At 69.9% G+C, this 19,152-nt stretch carries 18 protein-coding genes; 13 read left to right on the forward strand and 5 right to left on the reverse strand.

All coding sequences use genetic code 11. The annotated features are described in order from the left end of the window. The first annotated feature begins 4 nt into the window (after positions 1-4). The 7 genes from ACZ68L_RS30640 to ACZ68L_RS30670 all read left to right on the forward strand — a co-directional run bounded on the left by ACZ68L_RS30640 (position 5) and on the right by ACZ68L_RS30670 (position 5,310). A complete protein-coding gene (locus tag ACZ68L_RS30640; RefSeq protein WP_469583166.1) occupies positions 5-1,126 on the forward strand; it encodes a SchA/CurD-like domain-containing protein in 1,122 nt (373 codons plus the stop codon). A gap of 74 nt (positions 1,127-1,200) precedes the next feature. Then, the gene (locus ACZ68L_RS30645) at positions 1,201-1,635 is read left to right on the forward strand and encodes a cupin domain-containing protein (RefSeq protein WP_351085870.1); all 435 of its coding nucleotides are present in this window, start codon (positions 1,201-1,203) and stop codon (positions 1,633-1,635) included. Then, on the forward strand, positions 1,632-2,900 hold the full coding sequence (locus tag ACZ68L_RS30650; protein WP_361451378.1) for a beta-ketoacyl-[acyl-carrier-protein] synthase family protein: 1,269 nt from the start codon (positions 1,632-1,634) through the stop codon (positions 2,898-2,900). Before ACZ68L_RS30645 ends, ACZ68L_RS30650 begins: the two co-directional genes overlap by 4 nt. Next, positions 2,897-4,147, forward strand: coding sequence for a ketosynthase chain-length factor (locus ACZ68L_RS30655; RefSeq protein ID WP_469583170.1), 1,251 nt, complete (start codon positions 2,897-2,899; stop codon positions 4,145-4,147). Before ACZ68L_RS30650 ends, ACZ68L_RS30655 begins: the two co-directional genes overlap by 4 nt. A 15-nt stretch (positions 4,148-4,162) precedes the next feature. Beyond that, positions 4,163-4,420 (forward strand): acyl carrier protein, encoded by a 258-nt coding sequence (locus ACZ68L_RS30660; protein WP_361451372.1) that lies wholly within the window; start codon positions 4,163-4,165, stop codon positions 4,418-4,420. Between the two features lies 1 nt (position 4,421). Then, positions 4,422-4,901, forward strand: coding sequence for an SRPBCC family protein (locus ACZ68L_RS30665; RefSeq protein ID WP_469583173.1), 480 nt, complete (start codon positions 4,422-4,424; stop codon positions 4,899-4,901). Positions 4,902-4,977: 76 nt separating this feature from the next. Then, positions 4,978-5,310 (forward strand): TcmI family type II polyketide cyclase, encoded by a 333-nt coding sequence (locus tag ACZ68L_RS30670; RefSeq protein ID WP_469583176.1) that lies wholly within the window; start codon positions 4,978-4,980, stop codon positions 5,308-5,310. 89 nt (positions 5,311-5,399) lie between these two features. Here ACZ68L_RS30670 and ACZ68L_RS30675 read toward each other — a convergent pair whose 3' ends face one another. From ACZ68L_RS30675 to ACZ68L_RS30685, 3 genes are all read right to left on the reverse strand, one after another. Continuing rightward, positions 5,400-6,488, reverse strand: a complete 1,089-nt coding sequence (locus ACZ68L_RS30675; RefSeq protein ID WP_469583179.1) for a methyltransferase — start codon at positions 6,486-6,488, stop codon at positions 5,400-5,402. A gap of 35 nt (positions 6,489-6,523) precedes the next feature. Next, positions 6,524-7,591, reverse strand: coding sequence for a right-handed parallel beta-helix repeat-containing protein (locus tag ACZ68L_RS30680; RefSeq protein ID WP_469583181.1), 1,068 nt, complete (start codon positions 7,589-7,591; stop codon positions 6,524-6,526). Positions 7,592-7,998: 407 nt separating this feature from the next. After that, positions 7,999-9,627 (reverse strand): acyl-CoA synthetase, encoded by a 1,629-nt coding sequence (locus ACZ68L_RS30685; protein WP_469583183.1) that lies wholly within the window; start codon positions 9,625-9,627, stop codon positions 7,999-8,001. A gap of 166 nt (positions 9,628-9,793) precedes the next feature. Here ACZ68L_RS30685 and ACZ68L_RS30690 point away from each other — a divergent pair, with 166 nt between their 5' ends. Genes ACZ68L_RS30690 through ACZ68L_RS30705 form a run of 4 tightly spaced genes read left to right on the forward strand, consistent with a single transcriptional unit; the run spans position 9,794 to position 13,763 of the window. Next, the gene (locus tag ACZ68L_RS30690; protein WP_469583186.1) at positions 9,794-10,594 is read left to right on the forward strand and encodes a crotonase/enoyl-CoA hydratase family protein; all 801 of its coding nucleotides are present in this window, start codon (positions 9,794-9,796) and stop codon (positions 10,592-10,594) included. Positions 10,595-10,609: 15 nt separating this feature from the next. Beyond that, on the forward strand, positions 10,610-11,551 hold the full coding sequence (locus tag ACZ68L_RS30695; RefSeq protein WP_469583189.1) for a Zn-ribbon domain-containing OB-fold protein: 942 nt from the start codon (positions 10,610-10,612) through the stop codon (positions 11,549-11,551). Further along, positions 11,552-12,604 (forward strand): thiolase domain-containing protein, encoded by a 1,053-nt coding sequence (locus ACZ68L_RS30700; protein WP_469583192.1) that lies wholly within the window; start codon positions 11,552-11,554, stop codon positions 12,602-12,604. Next, positions 12,597-13,763, forward strand: coding sequence for a thiolase domain-containing protein (locus ACZ68L_RS30705; RefSeq protein WP_469583195.1), 1,167 nt, complete (start codon positions 12,597-12,599; stop codon positions 13,761-13,763). The genes ACZ68L_RS30700 and ACZ68L_RS30705 overlap by 8 nt, the downstream gene beginning before the upstream one ends. Before the next feature lie 121 nt (positions 13,764-13,884). Here the strand turns inward: ACZ68L_RS30705 and ACZ68L_RS30710 are convergent, their stop codons facing one another. Together ACZ68L_RS30710 and ACZ68L_RS30715 are read right to left on the reverse strand one after the other, a co-directional pair. Continuing rightward, positions 13,885-14,484 (reverse strand): ISAs1 family transposase, encoded by a 600-nt coding sequence (locus ACZ68L_RS30710; protein WP_469583197.1) that lies wholly within the window; start codon positions 14,482-14,484, stop codon positions 13,885-13,887. Further along, the gene (locus ACZ68L_RS30715) at positions 14,481-14,915 is read right to left on the reverse strand and encodes a hypothetical protein (protein WP_469583198.1); all 435 of its coding nucleotides are present in this window, start codon (positions 14,913-14,915) and stop codon (positions 14,481-14,483) included. Before ACZ68L_RS30715 ends, ACZ68L_RS30710 begins: the two co-directional genes overlap by 4 nt. 799 nt (positions 14,916-15,714) lie before the next feature. Here ACZ68L_RS30715 and ACZ68L_RS30720 point away from each other — a divergent pair. After that, on the forward strand, positions 15,715-17,346 hold the full coding sequence (locus ACZ68L_RS30720) for an MFS transporter (RefSeq protein WP_469583201.1): 1,632 nt from the start codon (positions 15,715-15,717) through the stop codon (positions 17,344-17,346). Between the two features lie 4 nt (positions 17,347-17,350). Next, on the forward strand, positions 17,351-19,150 hold the full coding sequence (locus tag ACZ68L_RS30725; protein WP_469583204.1) for a DEAD/DEAH box helicase: 1,800 nt from the start codon (positions 17,351-17,353) through the stop codon (positions 19,148-19,150). Positions 19,151-19,152: the final 2 nt, after the last annotated feature.

The raw sequence follows: 19,152 nt of genomic DNA on the forward strand, positions 1-19,152 counted from the left end.
AAAGATGACCACCACCCTCTCGGAACGGATCTCCCAGTCCGCCTTCGACGGTTCCAGGCTGCGGGTCGTACTGCTGCTGGACCTGTACGACGGCGCCCAGAAGCAGTTCCTGGAGGCGTATGAACACCTGCGCAACCAGGTGGCATCCGTCCCCGGGCACGTCAGCGACCAGCTGTGCCAGTCCATCGAGAACCCCTCCCAATGGCTGATCACCAGCGAATGGGAGAGTGCACCCCCGTTTCTCGCCTGGGTGAACAGCGAGGAGCACGTCGCGACGGTTCAGCCGTTGCACAGTTGCGTGCGTGACACCCGTTCGCTGCGCTTCAGCGTCCTGCGGGAGACCGGGAAGGCGTTCGAGCTGGCACCGGAGGCGGTCAAGGGCGGGCTGCAGGCGTCACCCCGACTGGGCGACGGAGTGGTACGCCATGCGCTCACCTTCACCGTCAAGCCCGGCACCGAGGACATCGTGGCGAAGATCCTGGCCGACTACGACTCCCCGAACGCACGTGTCGACGAAGACACCCGTTTGCGCCGCACCTCGCTCTTCATGCATGGAAACCGCGTCGTGCGGGCGGTCGAGGTGGAGGGCGACCTTCTCGCGGCCCTCCGCCACGTCGCCCGGCAGCCCGAGGTCAGGGCCGTCGAAGAGGCCATCAATCCGTATCTGGAGCAGGACCGGGACCTCAGCGACCCGGACTCCGCCAGGATGTTCTTCACCCGAGCGGCCCTGCCGACGGTCCACCACGTGACCGCGGGCCGACACAAGGCCGAGGACGTCCGCCGTCACGCGCTCTTCTACCAGGCCAAGGAGGGCTGCGGCATGGCACTCGCCCGGCTCCTCGCAGGCCACGACGAGGAAGCGGCCGACGACCCGGCGAGCATCATCGACAGCAGCACCATCTTCCAGCGCGACGACGTTGTCGTCCGCCTCCTCGAAGCGGCCGAACCGATCGACGCGCAGCCCGCTCAGGCGGCCGGCATCGACGGCCCCGGCAAGGTGGCCAGACTCGGACGTCTCCTCGACGGCGATGCGAACGCCGTGCCCACGAACGACCAGGGGATCTCGCACTTCCTCGCGCAGTCCGAGATGACCCTGATCACCGATCGGTGCGCCATGGAGTCCTGAACCGCGCATCCGCCCTGGGGGGTTCTCGCTCAACCCGTCAATACAACGCGCAATGTGCCAGGAGGAAAGCAGTCATGACCACGCACCGGCCACGCATCGTGGACCTCAGTGAGACGCAGCCCAACCGCAGGCGCGGGGGCGACCTTCGCGCCATGCTCACGCCGACAGCGGTGGGAGCCACCAGCGGCTTCATGGGGCTGGCCATCGTCCAGCCCGGTGACCGCATCGGCGAGCACTACCACCCGTACTCCGAGGAGTTCGTGTACGTCGTGAACGGTCTCCTGGAGGTGGATCTCGACGGTGAACCGCACCGGATGCGGCCCGACCAGGGCCTGCTGATCCCTCCCCATGTACGCCACCGATTCCGGAACGTCGGCGACGTCGAGGCACGCATGGTCTTCCACCTCGGCCCGCTCGCCCCGCGCCCCGAACTCGGCCACGTCGACACGGAGCACACGGAGTCCGCCGAGCGCGTCGCGCCGCCGGAACGAACGGAGGCCGCCTCATGACGCGCCGCGTGGGGGTCACCGGCGTGGGCGTCGTGGCCCCCGGCGGTATCGGCGTACCGGCCTTCTGGGACCTCCTCGCGAACGGGCGCACCGCGACCAGGGGCATCACGCTCTTCGACCCGGCCGGCTTCCGCTCCCGCATCGCCGCCGAGTGCGACTTCGACCCGGCGGCGCACGGGCTGGACGCGGACCAGATCGCCAGGTCGGACCGGTACGTCCAGTTCGCGATGGTGGCCGCCAGGGAGGCCCTCGGTGACGCGGGCCTCGACCCGGAGAAGGTGGACCCCTGGCGGATGGGGGTGTCGCTGGGCACCGCGGTCGGCGGCACCACCCGGCTGGAGCACGACTACGTCGCCGTCAGCGGCCGCGGTGCCCGATGGGACGTCGACCACCGGCCGGCCGGCCCGCATCTGGAACGGGCCTTCTCACCCAGCTCCCTCGCCTCGGCGGTGGCCGAACAGGTCGGCGCGCACGGTCCGGTGCAGACCGTCTCCACGGGCTGCACCTCCGGTCTCGACGCGATCGGCTACGCCTTCCACTCCATCGAGGAAGGCCGCGTCGACGTCTGCGTCGCCGGGGCGTCCGACTCACCGATCACCCCGATCACGGTGGCCTGCTTCGACGCGATCAAGGCCACCTCGGCGAACAACGACGACCCGGAGCACGCCTCCCGGCCGTTCGACGCCCGCCGCGACGGCTTCGTCATGGGCGAGGGCGGAGCGGTGCTCGTCCTGGAGGAACTGGAGCACGCCCGCGCCCGTGGCGCGACCGTGTACTGCGAGATCTCGGGTTACGCCACCTTCGGCAACGCCTACCACATGACCGGGCTGACCCCCGAAGGACTGGAGATGGCCGAGGCGATCAACCGGGCCCTCGACCACGCCCGGATGGACGGCTCGCAGATCGACTACGTCAACGCGCACGGCTCGGGCACCAAGCAGAACGACCGGCACGAGACGGCCGCCGTGAAGAGGGCGCTGGGCGCGCACGCCCATGACGTACCGATGAGTTCGATCAAGTCGATGGTCGGCCACTCGCTGGGGGCGATCGGGGCCATAGAGATCGCCGCCTGCGTACTCGCGCTGGTCCACCAGACAGTGCCGCCGACGGCGAACTACGAGAGCCCGGACCCGGAGTGCGACCTCGACTACGTGCCGCGCACCGCGCGCCCCCTGAAGCTGCGCAGCGTCCTGTCGGTCGGCAGCGGCTTCGGTGGCTTCCAGTCCGCGGTGGCCCTGACACGAACAGGTGGGAGGACACCATGAGAACCCGAAAAGCCCGGCGCACCGTCGTCACCGGCATCGGTGTCGTCGCTCCCAACGGCACCAACACCGAGGCCTTCTGGAAGAGGACGCACGAAGGCTTCAGCGCCCTCGACCGGGTCACCCGCGAGGGGTGCGAACATCTGCCGCTGCGGGTCGCGGGCGAGGTGCGCGGCTTCGAGGCGGTCGAGCTGATCGAGGAGCGGTTCGTCGTCCAGACCGACCGGTTCACGCACTTCGCGATGTCCGCCGCGGACATCGCCCTGGACGACGCCCGGCTGGGCCGTGCCGACTACGAGAACGCTCCGTACGACGTCGGCGTGGTGACCGCGGCCGGGTCCGGCGGCGGCGAGTTCGGCCAGCGTGAACTCCAGCGGCTGTGGGGGCAGGGTTCCACCTATGTGGGCCCGTACCAGTCCATCGCCTGGTTCTATGCCGCCAGCACCGGCCAGATCTCGATCCGCGGCGGCTTCAAGGGGCCGTGCGCGGTCGTGGCCAGCGACGAGGCCGGCGGTCTGGACGCGCTGGCGCATGCCGCCCGGTCGATCCGCCGGGGCACCGAAGCCGTGGTGGTCGGCGCCGCCGAGGCACCGCTGGCGCCCTACTCGGTCGTCTGTCAGCTCGGGTACGAGGACCTGAGCCGCAGCGACGACCCCGCCCGCGCGTACCGGCCGTTCACCTCGGACGCCTGTGGTTTCGTCCCCGCCGAGGGCGGCGCCATGCTGGTCGTCGAGGAGGAGCAGTCGGCACGTCGGCGCGGCGCACGGGTCCGGGCCGAACTCGCCGGGCACGCCGCCACGTTCACCGGTGCGTCCCGGTGGGAGGAGTCCCGGGAGGGGCTCGCCCAGGCGATCATCGGTGCCCTGCGGGAGGCCGACTGCGCGCCGGACGAGATCGACGTCGTCTTCGCGGACGCCCTCGGTGTACCGGCGGCCGACCGCGCCGAGGCACTCGCGATCGCCGACGCGCTCGGCGCGCACGGCCGGCGGGTACCGGTGACGGCGCCCAAGACCGGCATCGGGCGCGCGTACTGCGGGGCGCCGGTGCTGGACGCGGCCGCCGCCGTGCTCTCCATGGAGAACGCGCTGATACCGCCCACGCCGAACGTGTTCGAGGTATGCCATGACCTCGACGTCGTCACCGGCAGTGCGCGCCCCGCCGAGCTCCGGACGGCGCTGGTGCTCAGCCGCGGGCTCATGGGCTCGAACGCGGCCATGGTGCTGCGGCGCTCCACCGACACCCAATCGTAAGAAGGAGAAGTCCTCATGACCGAACGACTTACCTACGCGGAACTGGCCGTCCTGATGAAGAAGGGCGCCGGACTCACCGTGGACCCGCGCGACATGGAGAAGCGCCCCGGGTCCGCCTTCGACGAGTTCGGCCTCGACTCGCTGGGTCTCCTCGGCATCGTGGGCGTGCTGGAGAACCGGCACGGCCGGGCGTTGCCGACCGACGCCGACCGCTGCAAGACCCCGCAGGAATTTCTCGACCTCGTCAACAACACCCTCATGCAAGGAGCCTGACGTGTCCGGACACACCGAGAACGAGATCACCATCGCCGCCCCCCTGGACCTCGTCTGGGACGTGACGAACGATCTTGAGAACTGGCCGCGGCTGTTCAGCGAGTACGCCTCGGTCGAGGTGATCGAACGGGACGGCGACAGGACGCAGTTCCGTCTGACGATGCACCCCGACGAGAACGACAAGGTCTGGAGCTGGGTCTCCGAGCGGACCGTCGACCGGGCCGGCCGCACGGTCCGGGCCCGCCGTGTCGAGCCGGGCCCGTTCCAGCACATGGACATCCGGTGGGAGTACTCGGAGGTACCCGGCGGTACGAAGATGCGCTGGGCGCAGGACTTCGCGATGCGGCCCGACGCACCCGTCGACGACGCGTGGATGACCGACAACATCAACCGCAACTCCAAGGTCCAGATGGAACTCATCCGGGACAAGATCGAACAGCGCGCCCGGGAGCGCCGTACCGCCTCGGTCTCGGCCAGCTGACCCGCCGTCCGGCCCCACGGCCCGGCACCCGGCAGATCGGCCGGGTGCCGGGCCGCAACCAGAAAGGCATCCCACGATGCACCACGCTCTGATCGTCGCCCGGATGGTGCCGGGTTCCGCGCCGGACATCGCCGATCTGTTCGCCGAGTCCGACAGCAGTGAACTTCCGCACCTCGTCGGTGTCACCAGGCGCAAGCTCTTCCAGTTCGGCGACGTCTATCTGCACCTGATCGAATCGGAGCGCCCGCCGGGCCCCGAGATCGCCAAGGTGACCGGGCATCCGGCGTTCAAGGACATCAGCGAGAAGCTCACCGCCTATGTCAGCGCGTACGATCCGCAGACCTGGCGCGGGCCCAAGGACGCCATGGCCCAGGAGTTCTACCACTGGGAACGCGGTTCCACCGCCTGAGGCGACGGAAATCGCCCCGGGTCCGGCCGTGAGGCCGGACCCGGGGCGATTTCCGTCGTTCCCGGGGAGGGACGACCCGGGCGGGGGAATCAGCCGGGGACCACGCATTCGAAGGCGTGGAGGTAGGGGTTGACCGGAACGACCCTGCCGATCAGCAGGCCGGCATCCGAGATCCTGCCGACCAGGCTCTCCCTGGTGTGCTTCGCTCCGCCGACATTGAGGAGCAGCAACAGGTCCATCGCGGTGGTGAACCGCATCGAGGGGGTGTCGTCGACGAGGTTCTCGATGACGACGACCCTGGCTCCCGGGCGGGCCGCGGCGACGACATTGCGCAGTGTCCTGCGGGTGCTGTCGTCGTCCCACTCCAGGATGTTCTTGATGATGTAGAGATCGGCCGCGACCGGGATGGCCTCGCGGCAGTCCCCGGCCACGATACGAGTCCGGCCGACGAGCGGCCCCTCGTCCCGCAGCCGGGCATCGGCACGCGCCACCACACCCGGCAGGTCCATCAGGGTGCCGTGCAGCGACGGGTGCTTCTCCAGCAGGCTCGCCAGTACGTGCCCCTGGCCGCCGCCGATGTCGGCGACCGTGGACACCCCGGTGAGGTCGAGGAGTTCGGCGACATCCAGCGCGGACTGCATGCTGGAGGTGGTCATGGCCCGGTTGAAGACCTGGGCCGACTCGTGGGCGTCCTGATGGAGGTAGTCGAAGAACCCCTTGCCGTGCACGTCCGAGAAGACGCTCCTGCCGGTGCGCACCGCGTCGTCGAGGTGCGGCCAGACCTCCCAGGTCCAGGGCTCGGTGCACCACAGCGAGATGTAGCGCAGGCTGTTCGGGTCGTCCTCGCGCAGCAGACGGGACATCTCGGTGTGGGCGAAGTACCCGTCCGGGGTCTCGGTGAAGATCCCGTAGCAGGACAGGGCGCGGAGCAGCCTGCGCAGCGGCGCCGGCTCGGTCTTCGCCAGTGCTGCGAGTTCCTGTGCGGACGCGGGCGTCTCGCCCAGCGCGTCGGCGACGCCCAGCCGGGCCGCGGCGCGCACGGCGGCGGCGCGCGCCGCCCCGAAGACGATCTCGCGCAGTTGCATGGCCGGCTGAGGGGGTGTGACGGGGTGCGGGACGGCGGCGTGGACGGCGGTCGAGGCGGGGGTGGGTGCGGGGGTGGGACTCACAGTGGTCATGCTGGTTCGCTTCTCCTCGTACGGTGGTGCGCCGGTCAGCACATCCCGGCCGGCGTGGACTTCGTGCAGACGTTGGCGACGAAGGTGTTGCCCTTGCCGGTGTCCCCGTTGGCCAGGTCGGACGGCTTGTTGCCGAGCGCGACGTTGCCGCTGACGGTGTTGCCGGTGTTCTTCGTGCCCACGAAGCTCTTGAACAGCACGACGCCGCCGGAGAGCGGCGTGGCGCCCACGTTGCCGCTGATGGTGTTCGAACGGACCTGGGTGTCCGCCGCTCCGGTGAGCACGACACCGGAACCCTGCAGGGCGGGCAGCCGTTTGGTGGCGGCGCAGAACTTGTTGTTGCCGGTGATCTGGTTCGCCCGGATCGTCATGGCTCCGGCCTGCGGCCTGCCCTCGTCGCCCACGACGAACACACCGGTGCAGTTGCCGGTGAAGGTGTTGTCGTGGACCGACAGGTTCCTGACGCGCCTGGCGGTGAAGCCGATGCGGTTGTCCGTGAGCGTGTTGTCCTGGAGTTCGGTGCCGCGCGTGTCGGTGGCACCACCCTCCTCGTCGACGGTGTTCGCGACGAAGATGCCCGCGTCGCCGTTGGCGCGGGCGGTGTTGCCCGTGAACACGCCGCGGGTGGAGCGCTCCTGGGCGATGCCCCAGACACCATTGTGTTCGGAGGTCACCCGCCGGACGGACAGCTTGTCCGTCCGGGAGGCCCAGACGCCGTTCTTCTTGAATCCGGAGACGGTGAGCGAATCGATGGTCACGCCGTCGACGGTCCGGCCCGATCGGCCCAGGACGCAGATGCCGCTGCCGGTCTTCACGCACGCGTCCGCGGACGGCGCGCTCTTCGCGGCGGGCCGGATGACGGTGCGGTCGCCGGAGCCGCGCAGGGTGAGGCCCGGCTTGGTGACCAGGACGCTCTCCCGGTACGTGCCGGGCAGGACGACGACGGTGTCACCCGGCTGCGCGGCGTCCACCGCCTTCTGGATCGACTGGCCGGGCCGCACCACGTGGGGGTTGGCGGCTGAGGCGGACGGAATGGCCGCGCCGAGTCCCGCGGCCGAGGCGACCACGACCGGGACGAGGCTCTTGATGTGTCGTTTCCTCATGAACCGAAGTTATGGGCGATTTCGCCCTGTTGCCACATAGGGTGAGCGGTTGGAGACAGTACGTGCCCGAATGGCTTACGCCGGGCTCGGTGCCCGGCGTCCGGTGCCCCCTGGTCGGCCCGGACGTACGACGGCGCAGTCGGGTGATCAGGCCGGAGCCGGGCGGTCGGCCCGCGGGTGAACCGCGCCGACCGCCGTTCGGGTGTCCCGCCCGCCACCGAGCCGGCCACTGACTCGCCGCTGACCCGGCCCCAGGTCCAGGCTCCGCCCCCGGCCCGTTCCCGCTCGTGCCCCCCGGCCCGTTCCCGCTCGTGACCCCCGGCCCCGGTCCTCGGCCGCCGTCCGGGCCCCCCGTTTCCGCCTCGGTCGTCGACCGGGCCCCGGCTCTCGGCCCCGGGGCCCGGTCCTCAGCCCTCGTCCCCGCGCCGGGGCGCCACGACCGAGCGGGCCCACCGGTAGTCGGCCTTGCCGCTCGGGGAGCGTTGGATCTGCCGGGCGATCACCAGCCTGCGAGGGATCTTGTAGCCGGCCAGACGGGTCCTGCAGTGCGCCTGGACATCGTCGAGCGAAGGCTCGTCCGCCCCCTCCTTCAGCTGCACCACCGCCGCGACGTGGTTCCCCCACCGCTCGTCGGGCACGCCGGCGACGAGCGCGTCGTACACATCCGGATGGGCCTTCAGTGCCTGCTCGACCTCCTCGGGATACACCTTCTCGCCCCCGGTGTTGATGCACTGCGAGCCCCGGCCGAGGACCGTGACGATGCCCTCCGCGTCGACGGTCGCCATGTCGCCGAGCAGGACCCAGCGCTCGTCGCCCCGGCGGAAGAACGTCTCCGCGGTCTTGCGCGGGTCGTTGTAGTACCCGAGCGGCACATGGCCGCGCTGGGCGATCCTCCCCTGCTCGCCCGGGGCGACCGGCTCGTACGTCACCGGATCGACCACAGCCGTACGGGAGTTGACCTGGAGCCGGAACCCGTTCTCCGGGCCCGAGTCGGCCGTCGCCGTGCCGTTGAACCCGGACTCCGACGAGCCGAAGTTGTTCAGCAGCATCACCGTCGGCACCAAGGCCTGGAACTCGGCACGCACCGAGTCCGACATGATCGCACCCGAGCTGGAGATGGAGAACATCGACGAACAGTCGGTGCCTTTCAGTGGGCCCTTCAGTGCGTCGATCAGCGGCCGCAGCATCGCGTCGCCCACCAGGGACACGCTGGTGACCTTCTCCTTCTCGATCGTGCGGAGCACCTCTTCCGGAACGAACTTGCGGTGGATCACGACCCGTTGCCCGAAGTTGAATCCGATGAACGCGGTGAGCGTCGAGGTGCCGTGCATCAGCGGGGGAGTGGGGAAGAAGGTGATCCCGTCACCGCCCGCGGCCACCCGCTCGGCCAGTTCCGGCGGGGACTTCACCGGCTCACCGGTCGGCGCGCCGCCGCCGAGGCCGGAGAAGAAGAGGTCCTCCTGGCGCCACATCACACCCTTGGGCATTCCGGTGGTGCCCCCGGTGTAGATGATGAACTGGTCGTCCGCCGAGCGCGGCGGGAAGCCGCGCTCCGGGCTCCCCGACGCCTCGGCGTCGGTGAACGCCACCGCGTCCGGACCGCGGACGCCCGCCACCGGAGCCCCCACCCGGACCAGGTGACGAAGGGTCGGGGCCTTGGGTGCGGCGGCCGAGACCCGCGCGTCGAACTCGGCATCGAAGACCAGTGCCGCCAGATCCGCGTCACGGTAGAGATAGACCAACTCCTCTTCCACGTAGCGGTAGTTGACGTTGACCGGAACGATGCGGGCCTTGAGGCAGGCCAGCACTGTCTGGAGGTACTCGACTCCGTTGTAGAGGTGCAGCCCCAGATGCTCGCCCGGGGTGATGCCCGCCTCGATCAGATGGTGGGCGAGGCGATTGGCGGCCGCGTCCAGCTCCGCGTACGTCAGCCTGCGCTCCGCACCCGTCCCGGGATGGTCGAGGTGGACGAGCGCCTCGCGTTCCGGGACCGCGTCGACGACCGACTCGAACAGGTCGGCAAGGTTGTACTCCACCGTTCCTCCTGACCCCGGATGCTGACTGGCTCGGCGGTCATTACAGCGCCGGGAGGCGCAAGTGGGAAGGGGGCCACCGAAGAAATCTGACTGACTGTCAGCAAACTATTGAACTGGACCCCCGCCTACTGCAACCTGTTCTAGGTCTTGAGACGGGAGGCAGACAATGGGTGGTACGGAACACCTCACCGTGCGGCGCGAGGGCGCCACGCTGGTGCTCACCTTGAACAGGCCGGAGGCGAAGAACGCCCTCTCGCTGCCGATGCTGGTCGGGCTGTACGACGGCTGGCTGGCGGCCGACGAGGACGACAACGTCCGCTCGGTCGTCCTCACCGGCGCGGGCGGCTGCTTCTGCGCGGGCATGGACCTCAAAGCCCTGGCGGGCAAGGGGATGGAGGGCGAGCAGTACCGCGACCGGATGACCGCCGACCCCGATCTGCACTGGAAGGCGATGCTGCGCCACCACCGACCGCGCAAGCCGGTCATCGCCGCCGTCGAGGGCCACTGCGTGGCGGGCGGCACCGAGATCCTGCAGGGCACCGACATCCGTATCGCCGGGGCGAGCGCCACCTTCGGGCTCTTCGAGGTCAGGCGCGGCCTCTTCCCCATCGGGGGGTCGACGGTACGGCTGCCGCGCCAGATCCCCCGGACCCACGCCCTCGAAATGCTCCTCACCGGACGTCCGTACAGCGCCGAGGAGGCGGCCGGCATCGGGCTGATCGGACGGGTCGTCCCCGACGGCACCGCATTGGAGCAGGCCCTCGAAGTCGCCGAGCGGATCAATGGCTGCGGCCCGCTCGCCGTCGAAGCCGTCAAGGCATCCGTGTACGAGACCGCGGAGATGACCGAGGCCGAGGGCCTCGCCGCCGAACTGAAGCGCGGGTGGCCGGTCTTCGCCACCGCCGACGCCAAGGAAGGCGCCCGCGCCTTCGCCGAGAAGCGCCCGCCCGTCTACCGGCGCGCCTGAGCCAAGGAGGCAACCGTGCCCGAGATCCTCAGCGCACCGCTGGTGCTCGAATTCCCCTTCACCCGATCCCTCGGTCCCGTCCAGAGCGCCTTCCTCACCGGGCTGCGCGAACGCACCGTCCTCGGCGTCCGGACCAGCGCGGGAAAGGTCCTCGTCCCACCGGTCGAGTACGACCCCGTCACCGCTGAGGAGATCCGCGAGCTGACCGACGTCGCCGACACCGGCACCGTCACCACCTGGGCCTGGAACCCCGCCCCGCGCCGCGGCCAGCCCCTCGACACCCCCTTCGCCTGGGTCCTCGTCCGGCTCGACGGGGCCGACACCGCCCTGCTGCACGCCTTGGCCGCGCCCGGCCCCGAAGCCGTCCGTACCGGCATGCGGGTGCGGATCCGCTGGGCGCCCGAGCGGACCGGTGCCATCACGGACATCGCCTGCTTCGAGCCGTACGACGGGGAGGCCGGCCAACCCGCGCCGCGCGGCGACGAGTTCAGCGACCCCGTCCACGGCATCGTCACCCCGGCCCGTCTCGACTACCGCTACACGCCGGGCCGCGCCCAGGGCGCCTACATCAGCGCGCTCTCCGAGCGGCGCATCGTCGGCGAGCGCTGCCCGTCCTGCGCCAAGGTGTACGTGCCGCCCCGCGGCGCCTGCCCCACCTGTGGCGTCGCCACCACGGAACAGGTCGAGGTCGGCCCGCGCGGCACCGTGACCACGTACTGCATCGTCAACATCAAAGCCAGGAACCTCGACATCGAAGTCCCCTACGTCTACGCGCACATCGCCCTCGACGGGGCCGACCTCGCACTGCACGCACGGATCGGCGGCATCCCGTACGACCAGGTGCGCATGGGCCTGCGGGTCGAACCCGTCTGGACCGAGGGCGGTCGTCACCCCGAGCACTACCGGCCGACCGGAGAGCCGGACGCCGACTACGACGCGTACAAGGAGCTGCTGTAGATGCGAGACGTAGCGATCGTCGCCTTCGCGCAGACGGACCATCTCAGGCGCACCGACGAACTCTCCGAAGTCGAGATGCTGATGCCCGTCCTCCACCAGGTCCTGGACACGACCGGTCTCAGGGCGAGCGACATCGGTTTCACCTGCTCGGGGTCGAGCGACTATCTCGCGGGGCGCGCCTTCTCCTTCACCATGGCGCTCGACGGCGTCGGCGCCTACCCGCCGATCTCCGAGTCCCATGTGGAGATGGACGGCGCGTGGGCGCTCTACGAGGCCTGGGTGAAGATCCGGACGGGCGAGGCCGACACCGCGCTCGTGTACTCCTACGGCAAGTCCTCGCCCGGTGAGGTGCGCGATGTCCTCACCCGTCAGCTCGACCCGTACTACGTCGGCCCGCTCTGGCCGGACTCCGTCGCCCTCGCCGCGCTCCAGGCGCAGGCGCTGATCGACGCGGGCGACACCGACGAGGCCGCCCTCGCGGCGATCGCCACCCGGAGCCGCGCCGCCGCCGCGGACAACCCGCACGCCCAGATGGCAGGCCCGGTCCCGGCCGGCGCGTACGTCGTACAGCCGCTGCGGACCGGTGACTGCCCACCGGTCGGCGACGGCGCGGCAGCCGTCGTCCTCGCCGCCGGTGACACCGCACGGGCCCTGTGTCCCCGCCCCGCCTGGATCCGCGGCATCGACCACCGCATCGAGGCCCACAGCCTCGGGGTCCGCGCACTGACCGAATCACCCTCCACCCGGCTCGCCGCCGAGCGGGCCGGGGTGTTCGAACGGCCCGTGGACACCGCCGAACTGCACGCGCCCTTCACCTCCCAGGAAGTGGTGCTGCGCAAGGCGCTCCGACTGGACGACAGCGTCACCGTGAACCCGTCCGGCGGCGCGCTCGCCGCCAACCCCGTCATGGCCGCCGGGCTGATCCGCCTCGGCGAGGCAGCGGCCCGCATCCACCGCGGCGAGTCCGACCGGGCGCTCGCCCACGCCACCTCCGGGCCCTGTCTGCAACAGAACCTGGTCGCCGTACTCGAAGGGGAGAGCGCTCATGCCTAAGGAGCCCGTGGCCGTCGTCGGCATCGGCCAGACGAAGCACGTCTCGGCCCGCCGGGACGTCTCCATCGCCGGACTCGTCCGCGAGGCCGCCGTCCGCGCGCTTCAGGACGCCGGACTGACCTGGGCGGACATCGACGCCGTCGTCATCGGCAAAGCCCCGGACTTCTTCGAGGGCCTGATGATGCCGGAGCTGTATCTCGCCGACGCGCTCGGCGCGGTCGGCAAGCCGATGCTGCGGGTGCACACCGCGGGCTCGGTCGGTGGCTCCACCGCACTGGTCGCCGCCAACCTGGTCTCCGCACGGGTGCACCGCACGGTCCTCACACTCGCCTTCGAGAAACAGTCCGAGTCCAATGCCATGTGGGGCCTCTCGCTGCCGATCCCCTTCCAGCAGCCGCTGCTGGCGGGAGCGGGCGGCTTCTTCGCCCCGCACGTCCGGGCGTACATGCGCCGCACCGGGGCGCCCGACACGGTCGGTTCTCTCGTCGCCTACAAGGACCGCCGCAACGCGCTGAAGAATCCGTACGCGCACATCCACGACCCGGACATCACCCTGGAGAAGATCCGGTCCGCACCGATGCTCTGGGATCCGATCCGCTACTCGGAGACCTGCCCGTCCTCCGACGGGGCCTGCGCGATGATCCTCACCGACCGTGCCGGAGCGGACCGTTCGCCGCATCCGCCCGCCTGGGTGCACGGCGGCGCGATGCGCAGCGAACCGACGCTCTTCGCCGGCAAGGACTTCGTCTCGCCGCAGGCGGGCAAGGACTGCGCCGCCGACGTGTACCGGCAGGCCGGGATCAGCGACCCGCGACGGGAGATCGACGCCGTCGAGATGTACGTGCCGTTCTCCTGGTACGAGCCGATGTGGCTGGAGAACCTCGGCTTCGCCGCCGAGGGGGAGGGCTGGAAGCTCACCGAGTCCGGCGCCACCGCGCTCGACGGAGACCTCCCGGTGAACCCGTCGGGCGGGGTGCTGTCCACCAATCCCATCGGCGCCTCCGGCATGATCCGCTTCGCGGAGGCCGCGTTGCAGGTACGGGGGCAGGCGGGTGAGCACCAGGTGGCGTGGGCACGGAAGGCGCTCGGCCACGCTTACGGCGGCGGGGCGCAGTTCTTCTCCATGTGGCTGGTCGGAGCCGAGCCCCCCACCCGCTGACCGCAGGCCGTCCCGGACCGGAGGAAGCCTCCCCGGCGGCCTGTCCCGGGCCGTCGGCGGCAGGGCGATTGCAAAGTCGCGTGATCTCGGATCGTTGCGGGTCAGTTGAGTCCGAGGATGGTCAGGGGGCGTTCGTAGGGGCGGAGGGCGGAGGGCGGAGGGCAGTGGTGCGGAGTCCTGCGGCGATGTTGGTGTGCCCGGCGGTGCGGAGTCGGTTGATGGCGAAGCTGCGCTGAGTGGCCATGTTCTCCGGGCTGTGTCCGGTGCGGATCTTTGAGGCGTCTTCGCGGAAGGCCGTGTCTCTGACGAGGTGGAGCCGGTTTTCGGTCGCCCAGTGCGCTCTCAGGATTTTTGCGATGCGTTCCGGGGTTGCCTGGCGGCTGGTCAGGTCGGTGATGGTGATGACGTACACGGTTTCGCGGCTCTGCTGGCCGGTCTTGGTATCGGTGCGGTGGCGTAGGTCTCTGGCGACCTGGGCGGCGTGGGGGAAATCGACACCGAGGTCGGTGACGGTCAGGGCCTGCACGACACGAGTCTCCTTGCGGCCGTGGCCGGTGGTGCGGTCGTAGAACTTCGCCGTCGCCTCGCCCCAGGGCAGGGTTCGCAGCTGTTCGTAGAGGTTCTTCTGGTTGCGCTTCACGGTGAAGGCGTACTGGGCCTTCTTGGTCTCGGCGAGGAAGCGGGCATGGCCGCGCCGGGTATGCAAAGCGTCGCCGGTCACGGTGACTCCTCGCAGTTCATAGGGGTCAGCAGGGCGGCGAAGCACGTGATTTCGTTCGTCTTGGCCGGGACTCTCAGCTGGGTGACGGTCATGCCGGTGCCGGTCGTCGCGGCCGGCAGGTGGGCGGCCGGGGTGGTGTCGTGGCGCGTGCCGCGGGCGCTCTTGCCGTCGAGGGCGAGGGCGAGGGTGTCGATGTCGGCCGGGTCGTGACCCAGGAGGTCGGCCAGGCCGCCGGGACAGGTGTCCTTGATGATCCGGCGGATCGTCGTACCGCTGGGCGCCACCCGTACGGCCAGAGCGGTTGCGGTGCGGGCACCGAGGCGGGCCAGAACATCCTGCGGGGCGTCGGCCGCCCACTTCTTGATCGCTGCGAGGCTCCTCGCCCCACTCGCCACTATGCGTTCGGTCGCGCACCCGACCGGCATTGTCACACCGCCGTGACCTGCACACTCATGAGAGCACCACGACTTTGAAATCTCCCTGCTGTTGGGGGGCGACCAGAACGGCTACGACATCCCCTTTCCATACGCCGTTGTCACGCAGCGTATGAAATATCCCGAGGACGGAACGGTTCAGTTCGGCACCTGATATCACCTGACCGCGCCAGCGAAGAACCGGACGGTCCGAATCCAATGAGCACACCGAGAGAATGTCCGAGACCTAACTGTCGCTTTCGCTCCATCATTAGCCCTGTAGAGTCATCCCCTGCCTCTCCATGGAAACCCCGCCGACTTCCGTTCCACTGACCCGGGTGAATTCCGATCCTCCCATTCGGAAGATATGCAGGGAAGGACGTTCGGCCCGCTTAATCGGCAGTCCGAAAGGGCCGCCCGCACGGGGTAGCCGTCTGGGTACTCTGCCGCTCCCGATGGCCCCAGGACACCCACCAGGACGGGCTCCGGGAGCAGGCGCACCGGCGGGGGCGCCCGCCCCCGTGCCCGGAACGGAGCACGGGGCGGGACAGAGGCAGAACGCGAGGTGGGGCACGGAATTCCCGCGAGGTCAAACATCAAGTTCAGAAATTGACAGAGCACTTGGCGGCATGCCCCCGGGAGCGTACTAAATCGCCGGCCCGGTCACATCTTCAAGAATTGACAGAACGCTGGGCGGCATGCCCTCGGGTACGCCGGAAAATCGCCGACTGTTATCGGTCGCCAGGGAATTGACACCCGCCTGATGGTTGCTTACGGTCCGTTCGTCAGGTTTTCCAGACCGCATCCGAAGGTATTCATGACTACATCCACGTTGCCGAAGTCCAGGCAGCAGTTGATTCTTGCCGTTCTCATGGTGTGTTCACTGCTGATCTGGCTGGACAACACCGTCCTGAGTACCACCCTGGAGACCCTCGCGGACCCGGTCCGTGGGCTGAACGCCAGCCCGGCCGAGCTGCAGTGGGCCACCGGCTCGTACACGCTGGCCTTCGCCACCTTGATGTTCACCGCGGGCGCACTGGGCGACCGCTTCGGTCACCGGACCGTGCTCGCAACAGGCCTGGTGGTCTTCGCCGCGTCCTCGGTGTGGGCGGCGTTCGCGGGCGACGCGGGGCAGCTGGTCGCCGCGCGGGCCGCGATGGGCGTCGGCAGCGCGCTGATCATGCCCGGCAACCTGGCCATCCTCATGTGGACATTCACCGGCCCGGCGCGGTCGACCGCGATCGCCATCTCCTCGACCTCCGCCGGTGTCGGCATGGCCGTGGGCCCGGTGCTCGCCGGCGTGCTGCTCGACCACTTCTGGTGGGGCTCGGTCTTCCTGGTCAACGTCCCGGTCGTGGTCCTCGCGCTGATCGGCATCGCCCTGCTGGTCCCGAACTTCCGCAGCCCCGTCGTGCGACCGCTGGACCCGGCCGGAATGCTGCTGTCGATCAGCGGCCTCGCGGCGCTCGCCTACGGACTGATCCGCACGGGGCAGGTAGCGGCCTGGGGCCGTACGGACGTCTGGGCGCCGATCGTCGTCGGACTGATCCTGCTGGCCGTGTTCGTCCGCGTCGAACTGCGCAGCAAGATGCCGAGCTTCGACCCCCGGCTTCTCGCCCAGCGCGCGTTCGGTGGCGGCAACGTAGCCCTCGGACTGCTTCTGTTCGCCATTTCCGCCGTCACCTTCTACAACGCGTTCTACCTGCAGGGCGCCCGCGGCTACTCGCCGATCGAGGCGGGCCTGGCCAGCCTCCCGACCGCGCTCGGCGCGACCCTGGGGGCACCCGTGGGCGCGCGCCTGGTGCATCGCTGGTCGCTGCGGCTCGTCGCCGTGCCGGCCCTCACCGTCGCGGCGCTGACCATGGGCGCGTACGGGCTCTTCGGGCTGAGCACTCCCCTCGTCTGGATCGAGGTCCTGCTGCTGGTCCAGGGCCTGTCCATCGGCATGGTGCTCGGCCCGGTGACCGCGGCGCTGATCAGCACCCTGCCGTTGGAACGCGCCGGCGCCGGATCGGCCGTCACCAACACCGTGCGCCAGACCGGCAGCGTGATCGGGATCGCCGTCGGCGGCACGATCATGTCGATCGTGTACCGGCGCGCGATCGAACCCTCGCTGCACGGTGTCCCCGGACCGGTGCGGGACCAGGCGCGGGTCTCCGCCGAACAGGCCCGGCACGTCGCCACCACGTCCCACTTGCCCGCGCTCGGGTACGCCGCCGATGACGCGTTCGTCCACGCCATGCACGTCGGTGCAATCTGGATCATGCTCATCGCGCTCTTCGGCGCGGCTGTACTACTGATGGCCCTGCGCGCGGTCCGCAAGCCCGCGGCTGCCGGGGGCGAGCCGGAGCCCGCGCAGGAAGACGGCCCGACCACGGACGAGGCGGCCCCCCGGGCCGGGGCCGATGCCCGGCCCGTCCGCGAGGGCGACGACGTGGGCACCCGCTGACGCCATGGGAACCAGGCAGAAACTCCCCGAGGCGCGGTCGGACAGTCAGGCCACTTACCTGCCCGACCGGCACATATTCGCCCTGTGGACCTGGGCCGACGGCGCCGTGGGGGCGGCCCCGCCGGTCGGCGACGTCGAGACCGTTCCCCTGGTCGTGCCGACGCCGGACCTCGGCAGGCTCAAGGTGTCCGACGTCGACTGCGTGCTGATCGAGCCGGACCGGCTCGTGGCCGTGCCCCTCGACTCGCCCGGCCGGTCGGTGAAGGTCTGGCGGTCGTGGATCGCGGGCGACGAGTCGGCTCTGCCGATCGCCGCGCACGCGGTCCCCGACGCCACAGGTGTCGCCGTGACGACGGCAGAGCACGCGGGCGGCGCCTTCCGCCGCACCACCTCGGTGGGGGCCGAGATGCGCACGGCGCTCACCGCCAAGCTGCGGCCTTACCAGGTGCGCGGGGTGAGCTGGCTGCGCGAGACCATCGAGACGCACGGCGGCGCGGTGCTGGCCGACGAAATGGGACTCGGCAAGACCTTGCAGACCATCGGTTGTGTCGCCGGACGCGCCGAGAAGGCGCCGCAACTGGTGGTCTGCCCCACGTCGTTGGTGGGGAACTGGGCGCACGAGATCGCGCGGTTCGCACCCGGACTGCGGACCACGATCTGGCGCGGTGGGCCGCTGCCCGAGGTGGACAGCGGCACGGTGGTGCTCACCGGCTATCCCACGCTGCGCACGCACACCCCGGCCCTGGCGGGGATCCAGTGGAGCACCGCGGTCTTCGACGAGGCGCAGGTCCTGAAGAACCCCCGTACGCAGGTGTCGAAGGCCGCGCGCACCATCGCGGCCGACGCGCGGATCGCCCTGACCGGAACGCCCGTCGAGAATCACCTCGACGAGCTGTGGGCCCTGCTCAATCTGGTCGCACCGCACCTGTTCGCGAACCGGACGCAGTTCCGCCGTCGCTTCGTGCGGCCGATCGCGGACGGCTCCCCGGCCGCTTCCGCCCGGTTGCGCGGGGCCATTGAGCCGGTCGTGCTGATGCGGAAGAAGTCCCAGGTCGCAGGGTCACTCCCACCCAAGATCCACGCCGATCTCATCTGCGACCTCAGCGAGGAGCAGGAGCAGCTGTACGACCGGCTGCTGGACCAGGTCATCGACGACGGCTTTGGCAGCGGCGCCCAGCGGCAGACCAAGGTGCTCGCGGTCCTGACGTCGCTCAAGCAGGTCTGCAACCATCCGGGCCTGATCACGGACGACCTCGGTGAGCTGTCGGGCAGGTCGGGCAAGCTCGACCTGTGCGCCGACATCGTGGCCGACAACTTGGAGAACGACTCTCCGACCCTCGTCTTCACCCAGTACCGGCAGACCGGTGAGCTGCTGGTCCGGCACTTCGCCGAACAGTTCGGGGTGAGTACGCCGTTCTTCCACGGTGGCCTGAACCAGGAGCAGCGGGCCGACATCGTCCGCCGGTTCCAGTCCGACGACGGCCCGAAGGTGCTCGTCCTCAGCCTGAAAGCAGGGGGCACCGGGCTCACGCTCACGCGCGCGGCCGACGTCATCCACTTCGACCGGTGGTGGAACCCGGCCGTGGAGGCCCAGGCGTCCGACCGGGTCCACCGGATCGGTCAGACCCGCACGGTCACCGTCACCACCCTGACCACCGGTACCACTGTCGAGGAGCACATCGCGGCCATGCACAACCGTAAGTCCGCGCTGTCGGACATCGCCGACACGTCCAGCGTCGCCGAGCTGACCCGACTGGACGACGACCGTCTCATCGAGGTCCTGCGCCGGAAGCGAGTCAACTGACC

It is taken from the genome of Streptomyces sp. NPDC104309 (genome assembly GCF_055584025.1).